Raw genomic sequence first — 22,226 nt, forward strand, 5'->3', positions numbered from 1 at the left:
GGCTCCTTCTTTAGCTTCAGATGACTTGGGGCACCAACCGAGTCATCTCAGCACTACGTGGTGGAAGATCAGACGATCTTGCCGGACCAGAGAGCCGCCGCCACCTTGTAGACGCCGTAGGTCTCACCGTCGAAGTACGGGGAAACCGAGGTGTCGTAACGGTTGTTCTTGTCGGTGTCAGCGACACCGATCGTCACACCGTTCAGGTAGCCGAGGCGACGGGCGCTCTTGTACTGCGACAGCCACGACGAGCCCAGCGAGCCCTCGCCCGTGAAGGACGACTTGACCCCGATGATCTCCTCAGCCTTGATGTCCGAGGCCTTGGCCGCGAACGTCTTGCCGTAGGTCCACTTCAGGGTGTGGCCGGTGAAGGCGTGGTTGCCGTCCGGGTGCTTGCCGCTCGGGTAACCGAAGACGTAGACCGACTGGCCGACCTTCTGGTTGTACGCCAGACCCTGGCCACCGACGTTGTCACCGAGGCGACCGACGTCCTTGAGGCCGATGGACAGAACGATGCCCTTGACCTTGTAGTCCAGGTCGTAGTTGATCCAGAAGGTCCGCTTGATGTACTTCCACGAACCGTTGATCTGCTTCGAGTAGACGAAGGTCTTGCCGTCGTTCAGCCAGTACGAGTCACCGTCGTTCTGGGTGCCAGGAGGCGAGCGGAACTCGGCCTGGCTGATGAACGTCTCGTTGACGCCGAGGCCCGACACGAAGGTGGTGGTCTTCGGGTCGTCGTTCTGGCCGGGGACGTTCTTGAACTTCCAGTGGCTGACTTCGACCTTCTTGCTCTCCGGCGAGCCGACCGGAACGATCTTCCAGTGGTCGATGTACTCGATGATCTCGAGCTTGGAGTAGCCGGTCTCCTTCTTCGCCTCCAGCTCAGCCTTGGCCTTCTCGGCCAGGGCCTTGGTGGGGTAAGGCTTGGAGACCCAGTCGACGTCGGTGCCGCCGGCGACGGGGAGCACACCGTTGTACACGTTCACGAACGCGTAGTTGCGGTCGCCGTCCTCGTAGACGTCGAAGTCGTAGTGCGTGAAGGCCTGCTTGCCGACGTAGATGCCCCACGGGGTCTTGCCCTGGTAGTAACCGGGGATGAAGACCCACTTGTCGAGGGTGGCCTTGTTGGACGCCGTGTCGTAGACGCAGTGTCCAGCGGTGGCGACGAGGTTCTTGTAGCTGCTCTGGAGCGAGGTGCCGGTGCACCAGTGCGGCTGGCCGTCGGCGCCGATGAAGAACACCTTGCCCGAGGTCTTGGGCAGGTTGACGTTCTTCGAGACGCTGGTGGTCTTCTTCTCGTCACCAATGGCCGGGACGATGCCGGGCTTCGTGTCGGCGGTGGGGCCACCGGTCGACACGTGCTTGCCGACAACCTGAGTCTCGACGTCGTAAGGCGTGGCGCCGATCAGGTTGGCCTTCGCCTCGCCGTACCAGAAGGCCGCGACCTGCTGGGCGGCAAGGTTGGTGTTGGCCAGGCTGTCGGAGGCGACGTCGCCAGCAGCCTGCGCCGGAGCGGCCACGACCGCGGAGGCAAGCAGCCCCGCGCTCAGACCGCCCAGAATGAGCGTGCGCTTCATGTGGAACTCCCAGGTCTGTCGTGGGACGTCACTTGCGCCCCATGCGTCAGGAAAGGAACGTTCAAGAAGCTATAAGACGGAAAGAGGGTGTGAAAGCAAAAAGACCAACTGCCCGGGGCGGCTGGGGTGTGGAAACTTGCTGTAAACCTGTGGGGTTCCTGTGAAGATTCCGTTATTTCCGCTGATCGTGGGGCATGTCGATCGGTCACCCCATGGATCGATCCAGCTCGGGCGTGTGACGTAAATCACACCGCTCTGAGGGGAACCAGATCGAGGGTTAACCCCGTCTTAGTCCGCCACGACTACGCGGAGTCGCTGGTGTCGAACGGCACGAGAAGGGTCCGCAGGAGCCCGGAGAGATCTTGCTGCTGCTGCCGGCCGAGGGCCGCGAGTAGTTCCTGCTCCCGCCTGAGCAGGTCGGCGAAGGCCGAGTCGACGCGTTCGAGCCCCTTGGCGGTCAGCCGCACCAGCACGCCACGCCGGTCGTCGGGATCGGGGTTGCGGGTGACGAACCCCGCGGCGGCCAGCCGGTCGATGCGGTTGGTCATGGTCCCGGACGTCACCAGAGTGGCCCGCAGCAGCGCCCCCGGGCTCATCTCGTAAGGGGAGCCGGCCCGGCGCAGCGCCGTGAGGACGTCGAACTCCCAGGGCTCCAGCCCGTGCTCGGCGAAGGCGGCCCGCCTGGCCCGCTCCAGATGGCGGCTCAGCCGCGACACGCGGCTCAGCACCTGGAGAGGCGTCACGTCGAGATCGGGGCGCTCCTGCCGCCAGGCCGCGACGAGCCGGTCGACTTCATCCTCGGCTGAGCTCATGGATGACGAGTCTAGCTTTTCTTGACGTCAAGACATCTCTCTTGATATCAAGTATCTCTATGTCGAGAGAAATGCCGCAGCGCGCCGAGGCCTGGACTGACGGAGCGCCGGGAGCGCAGCGACCAGAGCGGAGGAGGGAAGGCGTCGGATATGAGCGCGAGGACCGCCGTGCCGGAGGCGCGGCCATGACACGGTGGGATCCTGCTGTCTACGGGCGGTACGCCGATGAGCGGTCCAGGCCCTTCTACGAGCTCACCGGGCGGATCAGGGCCGAAGACCCCCGCTACGTCGTCGACCTCGGGTGCGGCACCGGTGACCTGACCGTGTCGCTGGCCGCCCGCTGGCCCGGCGCCCGGATTCACGGGGTCGACTCCTCACCCGAGATGATCGCCAAAGCTCCTGAGGGCGCCACCTTCGAGGTCGCCGACGTGCGCGACTGGCGGGCGGCCGAGCCGGTCGACGTGATCGTGTCGAACGCGCTGCTCCAGTGGGTGCCCGAGCACCGGGACCTGCTCGTGCGCTGGGCCCGGGAGCTGAACCCGGGCGGCTGGCTGGCCTTCCAGGTGCCGGGCAACTTCGCCGCGCCCAGCCACCAGGTCGTCAGGGAGCTGTGCCAGAGCGCCGAATGGGCCGCCGAGCTGGCCGACCTCGCCTGGCGCGACCCGGTCGACTCGGCCGGGGAGTACCTGGAGCTGCTGGCGGGGCAGGGCCTGACCGTCGACGCCTGGGAGACCACCTACATCCACGTCCTGCAGGGCGACGACGCGGTGCTCCGCTGGGTCACCGGCACGGCGCTGCGGCCCATGCTGACCCGCCTCGACCCGGCGCGTCGCGAGCGCTTCCTCGCCGACGCCGGCCGGGCCCTCGCCGAGGCCTATCCCCGCCGCGACTACGGCACCCCGTTCGAGTTCCGCCGCATTTTCACCGTGGCTCACAATTGATCACCCCCCGGTGATCAATCGCGCCGTCCACTGCAAAATCGCAAACTCGCATACTCCCCAAATTGGCACCGCCGCAGCGCGCCGACGCCTGGACTGACGGAGCGCCGGGAGCGCAGCGACCAGAGCGGAGGAGGGAAGGCGTCGGATGAGAGCGCGAGGACCGCCGCGCCGCAGGCGCGGCCATATATCGGTGGGGAATCGTTTAGAACTTCTCCAGCCCACGTCTCGATAGGCGATTTGTTCACCTTCAGGTGGCATCATGGCCGCAATTCGGCCGTATCCCGTTTACCTGGAGGTGCTGGTGGCGATCGAGATCGAGGACAAGTTCGATGTCCCAGACGAGTTCGTGGTGCCGGATCTGCTCGGCGTCAAAGGCGTCGAAGCGGTCTCCGGGCCCAAATCGCACCAGCTCGTGGCCGTCTACTTCGACACCCCCGATCTGCGGCTCGCCACCCGGGGCATCACCCTGCGGCGGCGGCGCGGCGGCGACGACTCCGGCTGGCATCTGAAGCTGCCGAAGGCCGCCGGGGTGCGGCAGGAGATCCAGCTGCCGCTCACCCGCAGCGCCAAGATCGTGCCGCCCGAGCTGGCCGCCCAGGTGCTCGTCTACACGCGTGGTCACGCGCTCGTGCCGGTCGCCGAGCTGGCCACGAAGCGGTCGGTGACGCGGCTGCTCGACGGCGACGAGCAGGTGCTCGCCGAGGTCGCCGACGACCGCGTCAAGGGGACCGTCTACGGCGAACCGCCGCGCGTCGAGCGGTGGCGGGAGGTCGAGGTCGAGCTCGTCAAGGGTGACGAGGCGCTGCTGAAGCGGGTGGGCAAGCGCGTGATCAAGGCGGGGGCCGCCACAGGTGGCTCCGCCAACAAATTGGGGCGGCTGCTGGGCGAAGCCGTAAGGAAACTGCCGAAGTCGCCTGCCGAGGGGACGGTCGGCGCCGCGGTCTTCGCCTACCTGCGGAGCCAGACCGACGCGCTGATCGCGCAGGACGGCCGGGTGCGGCGGCAGGAGGAGGACGCCGTCCACAAGGCGCGCGTGGCGTGCCGGCGGATGCGCAGCGCCTACAAGGCCTTCTCCTCGATCGTGACCGAGTCGGACGCGCTCCAGGAGGAGCTGCGCTGGCTCGGCGAGGTGCTCGGCGAGGTGCGCGACCTGGAGGTCATCCAGGCCCGGTTCGGCAAGGAGCTCGACGGGCTCGACGACCACCTGATCGTCGGTCCGGTCCGGGCCCGGCTGCTCGACGACCTGAAGCTCCAGGAGCAGGAGGGCTACGAGCGGGCCCGCGAGGCCATGAACGGGGAGCGCTACTTCGCGCTGCTCGACGCGCTCGACGAGCCCTACGTCTTCACCGGCAGGGCGACCCGCGAGGCCGGCCCCGAGCTGGCCAAGATCGTGGCGAAGGAGTGGAAGCGGGTCCACAGGAAGCACGCGACCGCCCAGGCCATCGACGACCCGCACGAGCGCGAGATCGCCATGCACGACGTGCGCAAGGCGGCCAAGCGCGCCCGCTACACCGCCGAGGCGGCCGGCATGGACGACGAGGCGGCCCGCGCCGAGGCGATCCAGGAGGCCCTGGGCACCTACCAGGACGGCGTGGTCGCCCAGGAGACCCTGGAGAAGGAGGCCGCCAAGGCCCGCGAGGCCGGCGAGGACACCTTCACCTACGGCGTGCTGGCCGGCCTGGAGCGCGCCGCCGCCGAACGCGCCCGCGACCGCTTCCCGAAGCTGTGGAACAAGCTCACGTGACGTAGCGGTCGACGCTGACCAGTTCGCCCTCGGCGTGGTGGAGGACGGCGAACCCGCCCTTTCTCAGGTGGGTGTCGCCGATCCGACCCTCGCAGAGGGCGCCCAGCAGGTCGGGGAGGACCTTGCCGTGGCTGCAGACCGCCGCCGGTTCGGTCAGCTTGCGGACCAGCCGGAGGGTGTCCTTCGGGTCGTAGCCGCCCTCGGAGAGCAGCTTCTCCTTGCGGATCGACAGGCCCGAGGCGGTGGCGTAGGGCTTGAGGGTCTGGGTGCACCGGCGGCTGGGCGAGCTGACCAGGCTCCGCGGGGCGTACGCCGTCAGGGCCGCGGCGACCGCTTCGGCCTGGGCGAGGCCGTCGGCGTCGAGCGGGCGCCGGTCGTCGTGGCCCTTCCACTCCGAGCGGCTGCCCGCCAGGCCGTGCCTGACCAGGATCAGCGGCACCGTCACCAGCGGGGCCGCCGTCAGCGCCCGCAGCAGGCCCGCGTCCCACTCGTAGGTGAGCCGGTCGCGGGCCTCGGAGAGGGGCATCCAGACGACCTCGTCGACCTCGTCGACCGCCGTCAGGTCGCTTTCGCCGCTGACCCGCGCGGCCCAGTAGTCGACCCGCTTGAGCCGGCCGTCCTTCAGATAGTGGACGGGCGGCAGCGAGCGGCCCAGGACGACCGACAGGCCGGTCTCCTCCCGGACCTCGCGCAGCGCCCCGGCGATGACGTGCTCGCCCGACTTGAGCTTGCCCTTGGGGAACGACCAGTCGTCGTACTTGGGCCGGTGCACGAGCGCGACCTCGGGGGAGGCCTCGTCGCCGCGCCAGATCACGGCGCCGGCGGCGTGGATCACGTCGGTCATTTGCCGTCGTCCACGGTCCGCCAGCGTCGCGTGCCGATGAGATGTTGCTGCAGATCGGCGCCGCCATTTTGGCGAAGCCAACGGCCATCTGAGGTGAGCCACCATGTGTCCGTCCCGTCGGAGAACGCGCGGTCGAGCAAGTCGGCGATGTACGACCGGTGCTGTGCTCCGGTCACCTTCACCAGGGCCTCCACCCTTCGGTCGAGGTTGCGTCGCATCAGGTCGGCGCTGCCGATCCACATCTCGGGCCGCCGTCCGCCGCCGAACTCGTAGATGCGGGAGTGCTCCAGGAAGCGCCCGAGAAGGCTTCTGACCCTGATCGTCTCCGACAAACCCGGTACGCCCGGCCGGAGGGTGCAGATGCCGCGGACCCACAGGTCGATCGGCACGCCCGCCTGCGAGGCCCGGTAGAGCGCGTCGATCACGGGTTCGTCGACGAGCGAGTTGGTCTTCATCCGGATCCGGGCCGCGCGGCCCGCCTTGTGGTGGGCGATCTCCCGGTCGATGCGGGCCAGCAGGCCGTGCCGCAGCGAGTGGGGCGCCACCAGCAGCCGCCGGTACGCCGAGTGGTTGGAGTAGCCCGTGAGGTGCATGAACAGGTCGGTGACGTCCTCGCCGACGAGCGGGTCGGCGGTGAGGAGGCCGAAGTCCTCGTACATGCGGGCGGTCTTCGGGTTGTAGTTGCCGGTGCCGATGTGGCAGTAGCGGCGCAGTTCGCCGTTCTGTTCCTGGCGCACCACCAGGGCCAGCTTGCAGTGGGTCTTCAGGCCGAGCACGCCGTAGACGACGTGGCAGCCGGCCTTCTCCAGTTTCCTGGCCCACGAGATGTTGGCGTGCTCGTCGAACCTGGCCTTGATCTCGACCACCACGACGACCTGCTTGCCCGCCTCGGCGGCGTCGATGAGGGCGTCCACGATCGGGGAGTTGCCGCTGGTCCGGTAGAGCGTCTGCTTGATCGCCAGCACCTGCGGGTCGGCCGCGGCGTGCTCGATGAACCGCTGCACGCTGGTGGAGAAGCTGTCGTAGGGGTGGTGCAGCAGGATGTCCTTCTCCCGCAGCATCGCGAAGATGTCGTCGTCGGCGTGGATCACCTCGGCCGGCACGAACGGCCGGTAGCTGAGCTCGCCCCGGTTGTGGGTCGGCCCGAGGTCGGCGATCGTGTGCAGCCCCGACAGGTCGAGCGGGCCGGGCACCCGGTAGATCTCGTGGTCGTGTACGCCCAGCTCCTCGACCAGCAGGTCGAGCACCTCGGGCGTGATCGTGTCCTCGACCTCGATGCGGACCGGCGAGCCGAACCGGCGGCGGCGCAGTTCGCGCTCCAGGGCCTGCATCAGGTTCTCGGTGACGTCCTCGTCGACGTCGAGGTCCTCGTTGCGGGTGACCCGGAAGACATGGTTCTGGACGATCTCCATGCCCTTGAACAGCTGGCCGAGGTGGGCCGCGATGACGTCCTCAAGGGGCACGAACCGGTCTTTGGACACCTTCACGAACCGGGGCAGCTGCGGGGGCACCTTCACCCGCGCGAACACCGTGTTGCCGTTGACGGGGTTGCGGACAGTGACCGCCAGGTTCAGCGACAACCCCGAGATGTTGGGAAAGGGGTGGGCCGGGTCGACGGCCAGCGGCGTCAGCACCGGCCGGATCCGCTCCCGGAACAGCTTCCGCATGACCGTGCGCTCGTCGCGCCCGAGGTCGGCCCAACGGACGATCTCGATGCCCTCGGCCACCAGTTCGGGCACGATCGTCTTGTGGAACAGGGCCGAGTGGCGCTGCACCAGGACGTTGGCGATCCCGTTGATGCGCTCCAACTCGTCGCTCGGCTTGAGCCCGCTCTGCGCCCTGAGCAGGAGTCCGGTGGCCATCCGCCGTTTCAGGCCCGCGACCCGCACCATGAAGAACTCGTCCAGGTTGCTCGCGAAGATCGCCAGGAACCGCACCCGTTCGAGCAGGGGGAGCTTGGGGTCCTCGGCGAGTTCGAGCACACGTTCGTTGAACTGGAGCCAGCTCTCCTCTCGGTTGAGGAATCGCTCGTGAGGGAGGGGGAGCTCCTCCGGGGAGATGGGCACGGAAATTTCGGCGGACATGTCCTGAATATGCCCGAGTTTGTTGAACGACGTGTTAACTTCCCCGCAACGAAATCGCCAGTCTCAGGCGTCGCTCTCGCGGGCACGTGCGAGCTTCTCGTTCTCTCTCGCCTCGCGGGCGCGGACCTTCTCCTGCTCCCGGCGGAGCTTTTCGGCCTCTTTGGCCTCGCGCTCGCGCTGCTTCTCGGCCTCGCGCCAGAGTCTCTCCTGCTCCTTGCGCTGACGGCTGAGCTCTTTGGGGTCCATGCGAGGTTCGAGCGGCAGGGGCGGTGCGAGCACCAGCCCCCGCGACGCGTTGGTCAGCGCCGGGGCCGGGTCGAGGTCGCTCAGCCCGTTCCAGCACAGGTTCACCAGGTGGGCGGCGACCGCCTCACGGCTGGGCTTGCGCACGTCGAGCCACCACTGGCCGGTGAGGGCGACCATGCCGACGAGCATCTGGGCGTACATGGGCGCGGTCTTGGGGTCGTAGCCCCGGCCGGCGAACTCGTCGGCCAGCACGTCTTCGACCTGGCTGGCGATGTCGCTGATCAGGCTGGCGAAGGTGCCGGTGCCGGAGGCGGCGTGGGAGTCGCGGACCAGGATCCGGAAGCCCTCGCTGCTCTCCTCGATGTACTGGAGCAGCGCCAGGGCGGCCCGCTCCAGCTTCACCCGCGCGTGGGTCGCCGACAGGGCCTGGGTGACGAGGACGAGCAGGCGCTGCATCTCGCGGTCGATGACCACCGCGTAGATGCCCTCCTTGCCGCCGAAGTGCTCGTACACCACGGGCTTCGACACGCTGGCGTGTGCGGCGATCTCCTCCACCGAAGTGCCGTCGAAGCCCTTCTCCGCGAAGAGGGAGCGACCGATCTGGATCAGCTGCTCGCGCCGTTCCGCGCCCGTCATTCGCCTGCGGGATCTGGATTCGGTCACGGCACCATAATGGCGGGCCGTGAGAGTGACGGCACAAGCACGCCCTCACACGGCCCTCGGTATGGATTAGGCAATGCGCTTCGCCGCCAGCCGTTCGGGGTTGGGCCACCGCACGTCATAGGCCCAGCCGAAGCGCTCGAAGATCTTGATCAGACCGGCGCTGAGATCGACCTGACCTTTCAGTACGCCGTGGCGCGCGCAGGTCGGGTCGGAGTGGTGCAGGTTGTGCCACGACTCGCCGAACGAGGGCAGCGCCAGCCACCAGACGTTGCGGGACTTGTCGCGCGACTCGAAGGCCTCGTCGCCGAAGACGTGGCAGATCGAGTTGATCGCCCAGGTGACGTGGTGGAGCAGGCCGATGCGGACCAGGGTGCCCCAGAAGAAGGCCGTCGCGGCTCCCTGCCACGACCAGGTGATCAGCCCGCCCAGGATGGCCGGCAGCGCCAGCGAGGTGATGGCCAGCACCGGGAACATCTTGTGGAACTTCACGATGTCCGGGTCCTTGACCAGGTCGGGAGCGTACTTCTCGCGGTTGGCGCGCTCTGCTTCGAAGAGCCAGCCCATGTGGGCGTACATGAGGCCCTTGGTGACCGCCCAGAACGAGGTGCCGAAGCGCCACGGAGAGTGGGGGTCGCCGTCCTTGTCGGAGAACTTGTGGTGCTTGCGGTGGGTGGCGACCCAGTCGAGCACCGACATCTCCAGCGACATGCTGCCCGCGACGCCCAGGGCGATCTTCAGCGGCCGCTTGGCCTTGAAGGAGCCGTGGGTGAAGTAGCGGTGCAGGCCCACCGTCACACCGAGCCCGGTGAACATGTAGAAGACGAACGCGATGATGACGTCGACCCAGCTCAGCCAGCCCCAGGCCCATGCCACCGGCACCGCGAGCGCCAGCGCCACCAGGGGCAGGCCCACCACGGCGCCGAACGTGATGATCTCGGGAGTGGTCTTCCTCTCGGGGTCCATGTCAGGTTTGGGCTGCTTGGGCCCCGGGCGCTCCGAGACTACGGTCATGAAGTACCTCACGATCTGTGGTAGGTAGTGCCGGTTACGCCACCGTAACCTACGCCATCGTAAGTTAGGAAGTCCTAAGTCGAGAATGGGGAGAAGGTGTATCGTGGGCGGCCATCTCATGGCGCGAAACTGTCTTGCCGACAAAGCCCCTGGTCTGCTATGGCGTGGCACGTTCCGGAAGTGACGCTTAACCACCATCCTTTCCGTGGGTGTGCCCGGTAAGCTTGGTGGCGATCCGGCGTTGGGTAATTGGCAGCCCGCCAACCTTTGGAGTTGGTTTGTCCTGGTTCGAGTCCAGGCGCCGGAACCAAATTGCGTCTCAGGTAAGCTCACCTTGTCGAGCGGGTGACCGTGCGGCATCCGTCAGCTGACCGTTTCGTTCGCGGATCCGAGGGAGCTCCCACAGTGAGTGCGCCGCGCCCGGCCGCCGTCATCGTCCTCGCCGCCGGCGAGGGCACCCGGATGAAGTCCGCCACCCCCAAGGTCCTTCACGAGGTCTGCGGCCGCACACTCGTCGGCCACATGCTGCACGCCTCCCGGGAGCTTGAGCCCGAGCGGCTGATCGTGGTGGTGGGGCACGCCCGGGAGCAGGTCGCGGCCCATCTGTCGGCCGCTTTCCCCGAGGTGACTCCGGTCGTCCAGGAACAGCAGAACGGCACCGGCCACGCCGTCCGGATGGTGCTCGAGAACGTCGGCGTGATCGAGGGAACGGTCCTGGTCGTGTACGGCGACACGCCCCTCCTGCGCGGATCGACGCTGGCCGGGCTGCTCGACCGGCACTCCGCCGACGGCAACGCGGTCACCGTGCTGACGGCCCACGTGCCCGACCCGACCGGCTACGGCCGCATCGTCCGCGGCGACGACGGCGCGGTCCTCGCGATCGTCGAGCACAAGGACGCCACGTCCGAACAGCTGGCCATCGACGAGATGAACTCCGGCGTCTACGCCTTCGACGGCGCCCTCCTGGCAGATGCCGTCAAGCGCGTGTCGACCGCCAACTCCCAGGGCGAGGAATACCTGACCGACGTGCTGTCGATCCTCCGCGAGGAGGGCCACCGCGTCGGCGCCCACGTCGCCGCCGACCACGTCGAGGTCGAGGGCGTCAACAACAAGGCCCAGCTCGCGTTCGTCCGCCGGGTCCTCAACGACCGCATCCTCCACGATCACATGATCAACGGAGTGACGATCGTCGACCCGGCCTCGACCTGGATCGACGCCGATGTCAGGCTGGAAGCCGACGCCGTCATCCACCCCGGCACCCAGCTCCACGGATCATCGTCCGTGGGCGCGGGCGCCGAGGTCGGCCCGGCCTCCACTCTGACCGACACCGTCGTCGGCGCGGACGCCGTGGTCCGCAACGCCGTCTGCGACTCGGCCGAGATCGGCCCCGGAGCGTCGGTGGGCCCCTTCGCCTACCTGCGCCCGGGAACGCGGCTGGGCGCGAAGGGCAAGATCGGAACCTACGTCGAGACCAAGAACGCCGTCATCGGCACCGGCTCCAAGGTGCCCCATCTGAGCTACGTCGGCGACGCGACGATCGGCGAGGGCGCCAACATCGGCGCCGCGACCGTCTTCGTCAACTACGACGGCGTCGACAAGCACCACACCACCGTGGGCGACCATGCCCGCGTGGGCAGCGACACCATGCTCGTCGCGCCGCTGACGATCGGCGAAGGCGCCTACACGGCCGCCGGCTCGGTGATCGTCAACGACGTCCCCCCCGGCGCGATGGCCGTGGCACGCGGCCGTCAGCGCAACGTCGAGGGCTGGGTGATCCGCCGCAGGTCCGGCACCAAGTCGGCCGAGGCGGCCCAGCGGGCCCTCGAAGAAGGTTCATAACAGTTCAAGGCGCGGGTAGACCCGCGTATCACTCGGTTTCCCCGGGGCCAGGAGGAGCAAGTCGCATGAGCGGGATCCAGACCATGGGCCAGAAGAACCTGATGTTCTTCTCGGGCCGGGCATACCCACAGCTTGCCGAGGAGGTCGCGCGCAACCTGGGGGTGGAGATCACCCCGACCTCCCTGCGTGACTTCGCCAACGGAGAGATCTACGTCCGCTACCTCGAATCGGTCCGGGGCTGCGACGCGTTCGTGATCCAGAGCCACACGGCTCCGATCAACCAGTGGATCATGGAACAACTGATCATGGTGGACGCCCTGAAGCGGGCCTCGGCCAAACGGGTGACCGTCATCATGCCCTTCTTCGGGTACGCCCGGCAGGACAAGAAGGGCCGGGGACGCGAGCCCATCACGGCGCGGCTGATGGCCGACCTGTTCAAGCAGGCCGGCGCCGACCGGCTGATGTCGATCGACCTGCACACCTCGCAGATCCAGGGCTTCTTCGACGGCCCGGTCGACCACCTGTTCGCCATGCCGATCTTGATCGACTACCTGCGCGACAAGATCGACCCGGCGACGACGACCATCGTCTCGCCCGACACCGGGCGTGTGCGGCTCGCCGAGCGGTGGTCCGACGCCCTCGGCACGCCGGTGGCCTTCATCCACAAGCGGCGCGACCTCGACGTGGCGAACCAGGTGAAGGTGAACGAGGTCGTGGGCAAGGTGCGCGGCCGGACCTGCGTGCTGATCGACGACATGATCGACACGGGCGGCTCGATCTGCAAGGCGGCCGACGCGCTGTACGACCACGGGGCGACGAACGTGATCGTGGCCGCGACCCATGCGGTGTTCTCCGACCCGGCCGTCGATCGGCTGAAGAACTCGGCGATCTCCGAGGTCATCGTGACGAACACGCTGCCGATCTCGGAGGAGCAGCGCTTCGACAAGCTGACGGTGCTGTCGATCGCGCCGCTGATCGCCAGGGCCATCACCGAGGTGTTCACCGACGGCTCGGTGACGAGCCTGTTCGAGGGCGACTCGTAGTCGAGGGCGCGGGCTTCCTCGCTCCCCGGTGCCGTGCCGGGGAGCCTTCAGCCGGAAAGTCGGTGTCGTTGACCCCGGCTGGGGAACGGCCACGGAATGAACTCCGATGTCGACCTCATGGCCAGCGCGGGCGAGTGTTTGGAGAAAGCACGAAGCTCGGCCCACGGGCGCAACGCCCACTTGGTGCTCCACGACGGCCCGCTGCGTCAAACGCTGATCGCCCTGACGGCCACCTCCGAACTGGCCGAGCATGACGCGCCGCCGGCCGCGAGCCTTCATGTCCTGACCGGATCAGTCGTCCTCAACGGAACCACGCACCACAGCGGCGCGCTGATCCCGATCCCGCACCACCGCCACAGCCTGAGAGCAGTGGAAGACTCCGTTGTGCTTCTGACCACGGTCACCGGAATCTGACCCAGGCCACCGGGTCGGGGCGGGTCGGGCCTTGCACTAGGCTGGAGAGAGTGCCTGTAACGCCTTCCGCTAGGGCGGGTGAGGGGTGGCGCTAAATCCGAATCGAGATCCCTAGGAGATCGTCGTGTCCGAAGTCAAGATCGCTTCCGAGCTGCGTGACCAGTTCGGCAAGGGCGCCGCTCGCAAGATCCGCCGCGCCAACCAGGTGCCCGTCGTCCTCTACGGGCACGGCACCGAGCCGCGTCACCTCACGATGCCCGGCCACGACCTGCTCCTCGCGCTCCGCACGCCCAACGTCCTCATCCGCATCGAGGGCGCGGTCAACGAGCTCGCTCTGCCCAAGGGCGTGCAGCGTGACCCGATCAAGGGCTTCCTGGAGCACGTCGACCTGATCCTGGTTCGCCGGGGCGAGAAGGTCACCATCGAGATGCCGGTGACCGTCTCCGGCGACGTCGTCAACGGCGCCATCCTCGACCAGCAGCTCGTGCAGATCTCGGTCGAGGCCGAGGCCACCAGCCTGCCGACCGGTGTCGAGATCGACGTCGACGGCAAGGACGTCGGCTTCACCGTCACCGCGGGTGACCTCGACCTGCCGAAGGGCACCACCCTCGCGGTCGAGCCCGACACGCTGGTGCTGCACGTCATCGCCGCGCCCACCGCCGACCTGCCCGAGGAGGGCGAGGCCGCTGCCGAGGCGCCCGCCGCCGAGGCCGGCGACGAGGCCGCCGAGGGCGAGCCGGCTGCCGCCGCCGAGTAAGGCGTTTCTGTAAGGTCCCCCACAGGGAGACCCTGTGGGGGACCTTTCCGTGTGAGGAGACATGCAGTGGACCGCTGGCTGATCGCCGGGCTGGGCAATCCCGGGCCCGAGTACGCCGGGAACCGGCACAACGCGGGCTTCATGGTGGCCGACGAACTGGCCGCGCGGGTCGGCGGGCGGTTCAAGGCCCACCGCTCACGCGCGGAGGTGCTCGAAGGGCGGCTGGCCGGGGTGCCGGTGGTGCTGGCTAAGCCCATGACGTACATGAACCTGTCGGGCGGGCCGGTGAAGGCCCTCGCCGACTTCTACAAGACCGGGCTGAACCTCATCGTCGTCCACGACGAACTCGACGTGCCCTATGGCGCGCTGCGCGCCAAGAAGGGCGGCGGCGACAACGGGCACAACGGGCTGAAGTCGATCACGAAGGCGCTGACCGCCGAATACCTGCGGCTGCGGTTCGGGATCGGGCGGCCTCCGGGGCGCATGGACACGGCCGTCTACGTGCTGAAGGACTTCGCCACCGCCGAGCGCAAAGACCTGCCGTTCCTGGTCGACCGGGCGGCCGACATGGTCGAGTCGCTGATGGTCGACGGGCTCGAACCGACGCAGAACAAGTTCCACGCCGCCGACCTCAACCCGGTCAAGCCGCCGCGCTAGCCCATTCGGGGGTCCACGTGCCGGCTCCGGGCCGGACCCTGCCCAGATGGTCGCGCAGGTCGGCGAGCGCGGCGTGCGGGTTGCCGCGCCGCCAGATCAGCGAGTGGGGGTAGACCGGGGTCGGATCCTGTACGGATATGCGACGCAACCCCTGCTCGGAAGGCCAGACCAGCCGGGTCCGCTCGCCCACGAAGGTCGCCAGCGACGGCGACCCGGCGAGCGTGTCGAGCAGCGGCTCGGTGCCGAAGCCGGGCCCGGTGACCTCGATGCCGAGCCCGAACGCTGTGCCCAGCGCGTCGTAGTAGGCGGCCCACTCGGTCCCGGCCACGATGCCGGGCATCCAGATCCGGTGCCCCGCCAGGTCGGCCGGGGTGACCGACGGCGCGTCGGCCAGCGGATGGCCCGGCCCGGTGAGCAGTTGCACGGGCTCGTCGAACACCCTGACCGCCCCGATGTCACCCGAGAGCCGCGACCGGTCGACGGCGCGGAACGACGCGTCGATCGAGCCCGAGGTGAGCGCCTCGACGGCCGCGCCCGCGTCGAAGAGGGTCACGACGTCGAGCTCGACCTCCGGACGCGCGCGGTGGAACCCGCCCAGCACCGAGGCGGGCGCGAGCCGCCGCCCGATCACGTCGACCCGCAGCGCCCGGCGGCCGGGCCGGACGCTGGCGAGCGCCCGTTCCTCCACCCTGAGCAGCTCGCGGGCGTGCGGCAGGAAGGCCTGCCCGTCGGCGGTGAGCCGCGCCCCCGTGGCGGTTCGGGTGAACAACCGCACCCCGAGGCCGCGCTCCAGCGTGGCGATGCGCTTGGACACGGCCTGCTGCGTGATCGACAGGTCGTCGGCGGCGTCTTGGAACCGGCCCGCGTCGACGACGGCAACGAAACTGCGCACGACGTCCAGATCCACCACCGCAGGCTACAACTCCGCGTTGTGCCCGCCGGACCGATGGTTGTTTGAGGGGATCGGCGGCGGCCGATTGGATGACCGTCGTGGATCGGCGGTTCGGGTGGGTGTGGGCGGCGTACGCGGTGAGCGCGTATGGCACGTGGCTGGGGTTCGGGGCGTTTCCGCTGATCGCGGTGCTCGTGCTCGACGTCGGGCCGGCGCAGGTGTCGGCACTGTCGGCCGCCGGGCTGGCCGTGGGGGCGGTGGTCGCGGTGCCGCTCGGGCCGTGGGTGGAGTTCCGGGTCAAGCGGCAGGTGATGGTCGCGGCGGACCTGGTCAGGTTCGCGGCCCTCGCGAGCGTGCCCGTCGCGTACATGGCCGGGTGGCTGAGCTTCGCCCAGCTCGTCGTCGTCTCGGTGGTCGCCGCGGCGGCGAAGATCGCCTTCAACGCCGCCGCCGGGGCCTACCTGAAGGGGCTGCTCTCCCCGCCGGACCTGCTCGTCGCCAATGGGCGGCTGGAGTCGACGATGTGGTCGGCCAGCGTGGTCGGCCCGCCGCTCGGCGGGGCCGCGATCGGGGTGTTCGGCCCGGTGGTGACGGTGCTGGCCGACGCGGTCAGCTATCTGGTGTCGGCGCTGTGCGTCCGGGCGGCCGGCGGCGGCGAGCCGCCTCCGGCGCCGCGCCCGGGACGGCTTCGGCCCGCCGACCTGCTCGACGGGTGGCGCGAGATCCTGGCGCACCGGGCGCTGCGGCGGCTGTTCTGCACCACGGTCCTGTTCAACGGCCTGCTGCTGGCCACCGAACCGCTGCTGGCCGTCCTGCTGCTCGACCGGCTCGGCTTCACCCCGTGGCAGTACGGGCTGGTCTTCGCCCTCCCGTGCCTGGGCGGCCTGGCCGGGGCGCGGCTGGCGCGGCGGCTCGTGGCCCGGTTCGGCCAGAGCCGGGTGCTGCGCGTGGCGGGCCTGCTTCGGACGTGCTGGCCCGTGTGGCTGGCGTTCGTGCAGCCGGGCGTGCCCGGGATCGTGCTGGTGATCGTCGTCCAGTTCGGGCTGGTGTTCTGCTGCGCGGTGTTCGCGCCGGTGCTGGCGACGTACCGGCTGGAGCGGATCGCCCCCGACCGGGTGGCCCGCACCCTGACCGCCTGGTCGGTCACCGGCAGCCTCGCCGTCGCGGCGCTGACCGCGCTCTGGGGCCTGCTGGCCGCCGTCGTCGGTCCCCGGGAGGCCGTCGCGGCGGCCGGGGTGCTGATCCTTCTGACCGGGTTGTCAGGGAAGCCCTGACGCACTAATTTGTCAGGGTATCCCTGACGAAGAGGAGCGTCCCATGACGGTGGAAGCGCGTATCCGGTGTTCCTTCTGCGGCAAGGCCGACACCGAGGTCGAGCGGATCGTCGCCGGTCCGGGCGTCTACATCTGCGACCAGTGCGTCGGCCTGGCCGTCATGGTCATCGAGCAGAGCGCCGCCCTGGCAGAAGAGGGCGAGCCGAAGCCGAAGCTCCCCATGTGGAGCTCCCTGTCCGACGACGAGATGCTCGGCCACATTCCGCGCGTCGCCGCCCACATCGACGCCACCGAGGCCGACCTGGTCGCCTGGGTGCGCGAACTGCGCCGCAGGGGCGTCACCTGGACGAAGATCGGCGAGTCCCTCGGCATCACCCGCCAGTCGGCCTGGGAGCGCTTCTCCGGCGAGGAGTGAGTTTCACCCCTTCCATTCCATGATGTTCTGGAACAGGTCTGCCTGTTCTATCGCGTCGTCGAGGGCGTGATGTGAGTGCGGATGCGTGGAACGTAGCTCTTTCGGCATCTGTCGTTTCGACGACCAAGTGAGGGGAACACCCGCTTTCGCGGCATACAGGGTCTTGATGTCGAGCGCCCTCGAATGCCCGAACGGTGAATCGCCGGCGAAATTGATGAAGTACCAGTACATCCACATCCAGTCGAACGACAATGGAAACGCGACTAACACCGGAGTCGTCCCGTCGCATACCTTTCGCACCCACGCCGCCGCCGACCTCATCGCCTCTCTGGGGTCGCGGCCCTCACGGAGCAGCAGGTCACGGTCGAGGCCGCTGACCTCCAGCGCCGATGGCACGAATTCGTCGCTGATCGGCCGCAGTTCCGCGTAAAAGGTGGTCAGGGTCGGATCGTGCCGGGTGAACTCACGCCCGAGCCGCCGGCCCGCGACCGTCATCCCGAAACTCACCATGGAATATGGGCCGGGAATGGGGCCATCCGCCTCGATGTCGACGGAAATGTACGTCTCGGCTTTCACTGAATTCTCCCAGGAGCTGGCGCTAGCATTCCTGCGGTTGTTAAACGTTCGGTAAAGGGGGCTTGTGGGTGACAGTCGTCGACCGGCCGAGAACGGCCGTGAAGCGCATGGGTCCCGGGTGGGCGGCGCGATATCGGGCCACGGTGATCGTCTCCGACATTCTGTGCGCCCTTCTCGCCGGTGGTCTGGCGGTCGTCGTCCGGTTCGGTGAGGTTACTCCCTACGTCGAGCCTTACGCACTGTCAAGCGCGGCGTTGCCGCTGCTGTGGGTCGTCGTCATCGGGCTGAGCCGGGCCTACGAGCCGCGCTTCGCGGGGGTCGGGTCGGAGGAGTTCCGGCGGGTGGCGCGGGCCGGGGTGATGCTGACCGCCGCCGTCGCCGTGGTGGCGTACGTGACCAAGATCGACGTCGCACGGGGTTACGTTATCATCGCGTTACCACTGATGACCGTTTTAACGCTGCTCGCCCGATATGCGCTGCGGCGCAGACTGCACCGTAAGCGGACCAAGCTTCAGTGCATGCGCCGGGTCATCGCGGTGGGCCACCAGGGGTCGGTCGCCGACCTCGTGCGGCTGCTGCAGAAGGAGCGCTACCACGGCATGCACATCGTCGGGGCCTGCCTCCCCGACGGCGACTGCGCCGAAGAGGTGGGCGTGCCCGTCCTGGGCGGGTTCTCCGACGTTCCTCTCGTGGTGGCGCAGGCCCAGGCCGACACGGTCGCGGTGCTCGCCTGTCCCGAGCTCGACGGCTCGGCGCTGCGGCGGCTCGCGTGGCGGCTGGAGAAGTCGCGGACCGATCTGGTGGTGGCGCCGGCGCTGATGGAGGTCGCGGGGCCGCGTACGACGATCAGGCCGGTGGCGGGGATGCCGCTGCTGCACGTCGAGCACCCCGAACTCGCCGGCGGGCGGCGGCTCGTCAAGAACGTCTTCGACCGCGTCGTCGCGGGGCTGGGCCTGCTGGCGGTCTCGCCGCTGTTCCTGGTCATCGCGGTCGCCGTGCGGGTGACCAGCCAGGGGCCGGCCTTCTTCCGGCAGACCCGGGTCGGCAAAGACGGCCGCACGTTCACCATCGTCAAGTTCCGCACGATGGGCGTCGACGCCGAGAGCCGCAAGGTCGAGCTGGCCAGCGACATCGACGGCGTCCTGTTCAAGATCAAGCACGATCCCCGCGTCACCCGCGTCGGCGCCTTCCTGCGCCGCCACTCGCTCGACGAGCTGCCCCAGCTCGTGAACGTGGTCAAGGGCGACATGTCCCTCGTCGGACCCCGTCCGCCGCTGCCCGAGGAGGTCGCGCGCTACGGCGACGACGTCCGGAGAAGACTTCTCGTCAGACCCGGCATGACCGGCTTGTGGCAGGTCAGCGGCCGATCGGATCTGTCGTGGGAGGAAGCGGTACGGTTGGACCTGCGCTACATGGAAAACTGGTCACTCACCCTCGACCTCCAGATCATGTGGAAGACGTGGTCGGCCGTGGCACGCGGATCGGGAGCCTACTAACCAGTGATGACGATCAGAGACGATCACTCGCTCGCCGGAGACCTCGCGATGGAGGCGGGTGAGAAACTGCTCCGCCTGCGCGCCCAATACGGGTTCGACGACGCCAAGGCGCTCAAAGACGCCGGCGACCGCTCGTCGCACGAATTCCTCGTCGAATCGCTCGAACGGCTGCGCCCGAGCGACCACATCCTGTCCGAGGAGGGCGAGCGCACCAACCCGGCGCGGCTGTCGGCCAACCGGGTCTGGATCGTCGACCCGCTCGACGGCACCCGCGAGTTCTCCGAGGCCGGCCGCACCGACTGGGCCGTCCACGTGGCGCTGTGGGAAGACGGCAGACTCGCCGCCGGGGCGATCGCGCTCCCGGCCCAGGGCGCCACGCTGACCACCGCCAACCCGCCGAAGCTGCCGGCCGGCAACGGCCAGCGCCCGCGGATCGCGGTCTCCCGCACCCGCCCGCCCGAGTTCGTGCAGAAGCTCGCCTACCTGGTCGGGGCCGACCTCGTCCCCATCGGCAGCGCCGGCGCGAAGATCGCCGCCGTGCTGACCGGTCAGGTCGAGGCCTACGTCCACGCGGGCGGGCAGTACGAGTGGGATTCGGCCGCTCCGGTGGCCGTCGCGCTGGCGGCCGGAGCCCACGCGAGCCGGATCGACGGGTCGGAACTGATCTACAACCAGGCCGACCCCTCGTTGCCGGATATCCTTGTTTCCCTACCGGACTTGGCGCCGACCCTGCTCGCCGGGATCCGTGATCTTCACCAGTAACTCGATAAGGAACCGTTTTGCTTCAGCATGACTACACGACGTCACAGCTTGACGTCCTCGAAGCCGAGGCGATCCACATCATGCGTGAGGTCGCGGCCGAATTCGAGCGGCCCTGTCTGCTCTTCTCCGGCGGCAAGGACTCGATCGTCATGCTGCGCATCGCGGAGAAGGCCTTCTGGCCGGCGCCGATCCCGTTCCCGCTCATGCACGTCGACACGGGCCACAACTTCCCCGAGGTGATCGACTACCGCGACCGGCGGTCGGCCGAGCTCGGAGCGCGGCTGGTGGTGGCGTCCGTACAGGACTCGATCGACGCCGGCCGCGTGGTCGAGGAGACCGGGCGGCGCGCCTCGCGCAACCGGCTCCAGACCACCACCCTCCTCGACGCGATCGAGGAGCACGAGTTCGACGCCGTGTTCGGCGGAGCGCGCCGCGACGAGGAGAAGGCCCGCGCCAAGGAGCGGGTGTTCTCCTTCCGCGACGACTTCGGCCAGTGGGACCCGAAGAACCAGCGACCCGAGCTCTGGAACCTCTACAACGCGAAGATCCGCAAGGGTGAGCACATCCGGGTCTTCCCGCTGTCGAACTGGACCGAGCTCGACGTGTGGGACTACATCCGCCGCGAGGGCATCGAGATCCCGTCGATCTACTTCGCGCACACCCGCCGCGTCTTCGAGCGCGACGGCATGTTGCTGCCCGACGCCGACGTGGTGCAGCGCGGCGACGACGAGCCGCTGTTCGAGTCGATGGTGCGTTATCGCACGGTCGGCGACATGACCTGCACCGGCGCCGTCTCGTCGAGCGCCGCGACGGTCGACGAGATCATCGCCGAGATCGCGGCCACCCGGATCACCGAGCGCGGCGCGACCCGCGCCGACGACCGCGCGTCCGAGGCCGCCATGGAGGACCGCAAGAAGGAAGGCTACTTCTAATGGACATCCTTCGTTTCGCGACGGCGGGCAGTGTCGACGACGGGAAGTCCACCCTGATCGGGCGCCTCCTGTTCGACTCCAAGGCGATCTTCGAAGACCAGCTCGAAGCGGTCGAGCGCACCAGCCGCGACCGGGGCACCGAATACACCGACCTGTCGCTGCTGACCGACGGCCTGCGCGCCGAGCGCGAGCAGGGCATCACGATCGACGTGGCCTACCGCTACTTCGCCACGCCGAAGCGGAAGTTCATCATCGCCGACACCCCGGGCCACATTCAGTACACCCGGAACATGGTGACCGGCGCCTCGACCGCCGACCTGGCGATCATCCTGATCGACGCGCGCAAGGGCGTGCTGGAGCAGTCGCGCCGTCACGCGTTCCTGACGACGCTGCTGCGGGTGCCCCACCTGGTGCTCGCGGTCAACAAGATGGACCTGGTCGACTACTCCGAGGAGCGGTTCGAGGAGATCCGTGAGGAGTTCACCCAGTTCGCGTCCAAGCTGAACGCGAGCGACCTGACCTTCATCCCGATCTCCGCCCTCCACGGCGACAACGTGGTCTCCCGGTCCGAGAGCATGCCCTGGTACCAGGGCCCGTCGCTGCTGCACCACCTGGAGCACGTCCACATCGCCTCCGACCGCAACCTGGTCGACGTGCGGTTCCCGGTGCAGTACGTCATCCGCCCGCACAAGACCGAGTTCCACGACTACCGGGGTTACGCCGGTCAGGTCGCGGGCGGCGTGCTGAAGCCGGGCGACGATGTCATGCACCTGCCCTCCGGCCTGACCACGAAGATCGCCTCGATCGACACCTTCGACGGCCCGGTCACCGAGGCGTTCGCGCCCATGTCGGTGACCCTCCGGCTCGAAGACGACATCGACATCTCGCGCGGCGACATGATCTGCCGGCCGAACAACCAGCCGCAGGTCGCCCAGGAGATCGAGGCGATGATCTGCTGGATGGCCGACACGACCAAGCTCACCCCGCGCACCAAGCTGACCATCAAGCACACCACCCGGACCGCCCGCGCGCTGGTGAAAGACCTTCACTACCGGCTCGACGTCAACACCCTGCACCGCGACGAGACCGCGACGAGCCTGTCGCTCAACGAGATCGGCCGGGTGTCGCTGCGCATCACCCAGCCGCTGTTCGTCGACGACTACGCCCGAAACCGGCAGACCGGCGGATTCATCCTGATCGACGAGGCCACCAACGGCACCGTCGGTGCAGGCATGATCCTCTAAACC

The 22,226-nt window shown here is 68.4% G+C and carries 21 protein-coding genes and 1 tRNA gene; 14 read left to right on the plus strand and 8 right to left on the minus strand.

Features of this window, described 5'->3' with window-relative positions; translation table 11 throughout:
- Window positions 1-68: 68 nt before the first annotated feature.
- Together FDA94_RS14655 and FDA94_RS14660 are read right to left on the minus strand one after the other, a co-directional pair.
- Window positions 69-1,577 carry a trypsin-like serine peptidase gene (locus FDA94_RS14655; RefSeq protein ID WP_137247611.1) on the minus strand — a complete coding sequence of 503 codons (1,509 nt, stop codon included), beginning with the start codon at window positions 1,575-1,577 and terminating at the stop codon, window positions 69-71.
- Window positions 1,578-1,879: 302 nt separating this feature from the next.
- Window positions 1,880-2,389, minus strand: a complete 510-nt coding sequence (locus FDA94_RS14660; RefSeq protein WP_137247612.1) for a MarR family winged helix-turn-helix transcriptional regulator — start codon at window positions 2,387-2,389, stop codon at window positions 1,880-1,882.
- Between the two features lie 185 nt (window positions 2,390-2,574).
- Between FDA94_RS14660 and FDA94_RS14665 the strand changes: the two genes are divergently transcribed.
- Window positions 2,575-3,330 carry a trans-aconitate 2-methyltransferase gene (locus tag FDA94_RS14665; protein ID WP_137247613.1) on the plus strand — a complete coding sequence of 252 codons (756 nt, stop codon included), beginning with the start codon at window positions 2,575-2,577 and terminating at the stop codon, window positions 3,328-3,330.
- Window positions 3,331-3,589: 259 nt separating this feature from the next.
- On the plus strand, window positions 3,590-5,074 hold the full coding sequence (locus FDA94_RS14670; RefSeq protein ID WP_246059893.1) for a CYTH and CHAD domain-containing protein: 1,485 nt from the start codon (window positions 3,590-3,592) through the stop codon (window positions 5,072-5,074).
- On the opposite strand, the gene FDA94_RS14675 is transcribed toward FDA94_RS14670, so the two are convergent.
- From FDA94_RS14675 to FDA94_RS14690, 4 genes are all read right to left on the minus strand, one after another.
- Window positions 5,067-5,918 (minus strand): NUDIX hydrolase, encoded by an 852-nt coding sequence (locus tag FDA94_RS14675; protein WP_137247614.1) that lies wholly within the window; start codon window positions 5,916-5,918, stop codon window positions 5,067-5,069. The genes FDA94_RS14670 and FDA94_RS14675 overlap by 8 nt on opposite strands.
- Complete coding sequence (locus tag FDA94_RS14680) at window positions 5,915-8,002, minus strand: RNA degradosome polyphosphate kinase (protein ID WP_137247615.1); 2,088 nt, start codon at window positions 8,000-8,002, stop codon at window positions 5,915-5,917. Before FDA94_RS14680 ends, FDA94_RS14675 begins: the two co-directional genes overlap by 4 nt.
- A gap of 63 nt (window positions 8,003-8,065) precedes the next feature.
- Window positions 8,066-8,911, minus strand: a complete 846-nt coding sequence (locus tag FDA94_RS14685; RefSeq protein WP_246059895.1) for a TetR/AcrR family transcriptional regulator — start codon at window positions 8,909-8,911, stop codon at window positions 8,066-8,068.
- 66 nt (window positions 8,912-8,977) lie between these two features.
- Window positions 8,978-9,922 carry an acyl-CoA desaturase gene (locus FDA94_RS14690; protein ID WP_137247616.1) on the minus strand — a complete coding sequence of 315 codons (945 nt, stop codon included), beginning with the start codon at window positions 9,920-9,922 and terminating at the stop codon, window positions 8,978-8,980.
- Between the two features lie 234 nt (window positions 9,923-10,156).
- Here FDA94_RS14690 and FDA94_RS14695 point away from each other — a divergent pair.
- The 6 genes from FDA94_RS14695 to pth all read left to right on the plus strand — a co-directional run bounded on the left by FDA94_RS14695 (window position 10,157) and on the right by pth (window position 14,632).
- A tRNA-Gln gene (locus FDA94_RS14695) sits at window positions 10,157-10,232 on the plus strand.
- Between the two features lie 95 nt (window positions 10,233-10,327).
- On the plus strand, window positions 10,328-11,761 hold the full coding sequence (gene glmU / locus FDA94_RS14700; protein ID WP_137247617.1) for a bifunctional UDP-N-acetylglucosamine diphosphorylase/glucosamine-1-phosphate N-acetyltransferase GlmU: 1,434 nt from the start codon (window positions 10,328-10,330) through the stop codon (window positions 11,759-11,761).
- Between the two features lie 65 nt (window positions 11,762-11,826).
- Complete coding sequence (locus tag FDA94_RS14705; RefSeq protein ID WP_062338888.1) at window positions 11,827-12,804, plus strand: ribose-phosphate diphosphokinase; 978 nt, start codon at window positions 11,827-11,829, stop codon at window positions 12,802-12,804.
- A gap of 96 nt (window positions 12,805-12,900) precedes the next feature.
- Window positions 12,901-13,218, plus strand: a complete 318-nt coding sequence (locus tag FDA94_RS14710; protein WP_137247618.1) for a cupin domain-containing protein — start codon at window positions 12,901-12,903, stop codon at window positions 13,216-13,218.
- Window positions 13,219-13,342: 124 nt separating this feature from the next.
- On the plus strand, window positions 13,343-13,975 hold the full coding sequence (locus FDA94_RS14715) for a 50S ribosomal protein L25/general stress protein Ctc (protein ID WP_137247619.1): 633 nt from the start codon (window positions 13,343-13,345) through the stop codon (window positions 13,973-13,975).
- 66 nt (window positions 13,976-14,041) lie between these two features.
- A complete protein-coding gene (pth, locus tag FDA94_RS14720; protein ID WP_137247620.1) occupies window positions 14,042-14,632 on the plus strand; it encodes an aminoacyl-tRNA hydrolase in 591 nt (196 codons plus the stop codon).
- On the opposite strand, the gene FDA94_RS14725 is transcribed toward pth, so the two are convergent.
- Window positions 14,616-15,539: a LysR family transcriptional regulator gene (locus tag FDA94_RS14725; RefSeq protein ID WP_137247621.1), complete on the minus strand. Its 924-nt coding sequence runs from the start codon at window positions 15,537-15,539 to the stop codon at window positions 14,616-14,618. The two genes, pth and FDA94_RS14725, sit on opposite strands and share 17 nt — an antisense overlap.
- A gap of 74 nt (window positions 15,540-15,613) precedes the next feature.
- On the opposite strand from FDA94_RS14725, the gene FDA94_RS14730 reads away from it, so the two are divergent.
- Entirely contained in the window at window positions 15,614-16,798 is a 1,185-nt protein-coding gene (locus tag FDA94_RS14730; RefSeq protein WP_137247622.1) for an MFS transporter, read from the plus strand.
- A gap of 43 nt (window positions 16,799-16,841) precedes the next feature.
- Window positions 16,842-17,213, plus strand: a complete 372-nt coding sequence (locus FDA94_RS14735; RefSeq protein WP_137247623.1) for a ClpX C4-type zinc finger protein — start codon at window positions 16,842-16,844, stop codon at window positions 17,211-17,213.
- A gap of 3 nt (window positions 17,214-17,216) precedes the next feature.
- Here the strand turns inward: FDA94_RS14735 and FDA94_RS14740 are convergent, their stop codons facing one another.
- On the minus strand, window positions 17,217-17,789 hold the full coding sequence (locus FDA94_RS14740; RefSeq protein WP_137247624.1) for a 3'-5' exonuclease family protein: 573 nt from the start codon (window positions 17,787-17,789) through the stop codon (window positions 17,217-17,219).
- Between the two features lie 107 nt (window positions 17,790-17,896).
- Between FDA94_RS14740 and FDA94_RS14745 the strand changes: the two genes are divergently transcribed.
- Genes FDA94_RS14745 through cysN form a run of 4 tightly spaced genes read left to right on the plus strand, consistent with a single transcriptional unit; the run spans window position 17,897 to window position 22,223 of the window.
- Window positions 17,897-19,285 carry a sugar transferase gene (locus FDA94_RS14745; protein ID WP_137247701.1) on the plus strand — a complete coding sequence of 463 codons (1,389 nt, stop codon included), beginning with the start codon at window positions 17,897-17,899 and terminating at the stop codon, window positions 19,283-19,285.
- 6 nt (window positions 19,286-19,291) lie between these two features.
- The gene (locus FDA94_RS14750; RefSeq protein WP_170990936.1) at window positions 19,292-20,047 is read left to right on the plus strand and encodes a 3'(2'),5'-bisphosphate nucleotidase CysQ; all 756 of its coding nucleotides are present in this window, start codon (window positions 19,292-19,294) and stop codon (window positions 20,045-20,047) included.
- 17 nt (window positions 20,048-20,064) lie between these two features.
- Complete coding sequence (cysD, locus tag FDA94_RS14755; RefSeq protein ID WP_137247626.1) at window positions 20,065-20,979, plus strand: sulfate adenylyltransferase subunit CysD; 915 nt, start codon at window positions 20,065-20,067, stop codon at window positions 20,977-20,979.
- Window positions 20,979-22,223 carry a sulfate adenylyltransferase subunit CysN gene (gene cysN / locus FDA94_RS14760; RefSeq protein WP_137247627.1) on the plus strand — a complete coding sequence of 415 codons (1,245 nt, stop codon included), beginning with the start codon at window positions 20,979-20,981 and terminating at the stop codon, window positions 22,221-22,223. Before cysD ends, cysN begins: the two co-directional genes overlap by 1 nt.
- Window positions 22,224-22,226: the final 3 nt, after the last annotated feature.

This window comes from Herbidospora galbida (assembly GCF_005233835.1).
GTDB lineage: Bacteria > Actinomycetota > Actinomycetes > Streptosporangiales > Streptosporangiaceae > Herbidospora > Herbidospora galbida.

What these genes read in the sequence shown, in the direction of transcription:
- FDA94_RS14655 (WP_137247611.1), bottom strand. Translation starts at nt 1,577, where the DNA reads ATGAAGCGCACGCTCATTCTGGGCGGTCTGAGCGCGGGGCTGCTTGCC.
- FDA94_RS14660 (WP_137247612.1), bottom strand. Translation starts at nt 2,389, where the DNA reads ATGAGCTCAGCCGAGGATGAAGTCGACCGGCTCGTCGCGGCCTGGCGG.
- FDA94_RS14665 (WP_137247613.1), top strand. Translation starts at nt 2,575, where the DNA reads ATGACACGGTGGGATCCTGCTGTCTACGGGCGGTACGCCGATGAGCGG.
- FDA94_RS14670 (WP_246059893.1), top strand. Translation starts at nt 3,590, where the DNA reads ATGGCCGCAATTCGGCCGTATCCCGTTTACCTGGAGGTGCTGGTGGCG.
- FDA94_RS14675 (WP_137247614.1), bottom strand. Translation starts at nt 5,918, where the DNA reads ATGACCGACGTGATCCACGCCGCCGGCGCCGTGATCTGGCGCGGCGAC.
- FDA94_RS14680 (WP_137247615.1), bottom strand. Translation starts at nt 8,002, where the DNA reads ATGTCCGCCGAAATTTCCGTGCCCATCTCCCCGGAGGAGCTCCCCCTC.
- FDA94_RS14690 (WP_137247616.1), bottom strand. Translation starts at nt 9,922, where the DNA reads ATGACCGTAGTCTCGGAGCGCCCGGGGCCCAAGCAGCCCAAACCTGAC.
- FDA94_RS14705 (WP_062338888.1), top strand. Translation starts at nt 11,827, where the DNA reads ATGAGCGGGATCCAGACCATGGGCCAGAAGAACCTGATGTTCTTCTCG.
- FDA94_RS14710 (WP_137247618.1), top strand. Translation starts at nt 12,901, where the DNA reads ATGAACTCCGATGTCGACCTCATGGCCAGCGCGGGCGAGTGTTTGGAG.
- FDA94_RS14730 (WP_137247622.1), top strand. Translation starts at nt 15,614, where the DNA reads ATGACCGTCGTGGATCGGCGGTTCGGGTGGGTGTGGGCGGCGTACGCG.
- FDA94_RS14735 (WP_137247623.1), top strand. Translation starts at nt 16,842, where the DNA reads ATGACGGTGGAAGCGCGTATCCGGTGTTCCTTCTGCGGCAAGGCCGAC.
- FDA94_RS14745 (WP_137247701.1), top strand. Translation starts at nt 17,897, where the DNA reads ATGGGTCCCGGGTGGGCGGCGCGATATCGGGCCACGGTGATCGTCTCC.
- FDA94_RS14750 (WP_170990936.1), top strand. Translation starts at nt 19,292, where the DNA reads ATGACGATCAGAGACGATCACTCGCTCGCCGGAGACCTCGCGATGGAG.
- cysN (WP_137247627.1), top strand. Translation starts at nt 20,979, where the DNA reads ATGGACATCCTTCGTTTCGCGACGGCGGGCAGTGTCGACGACGGGAAG.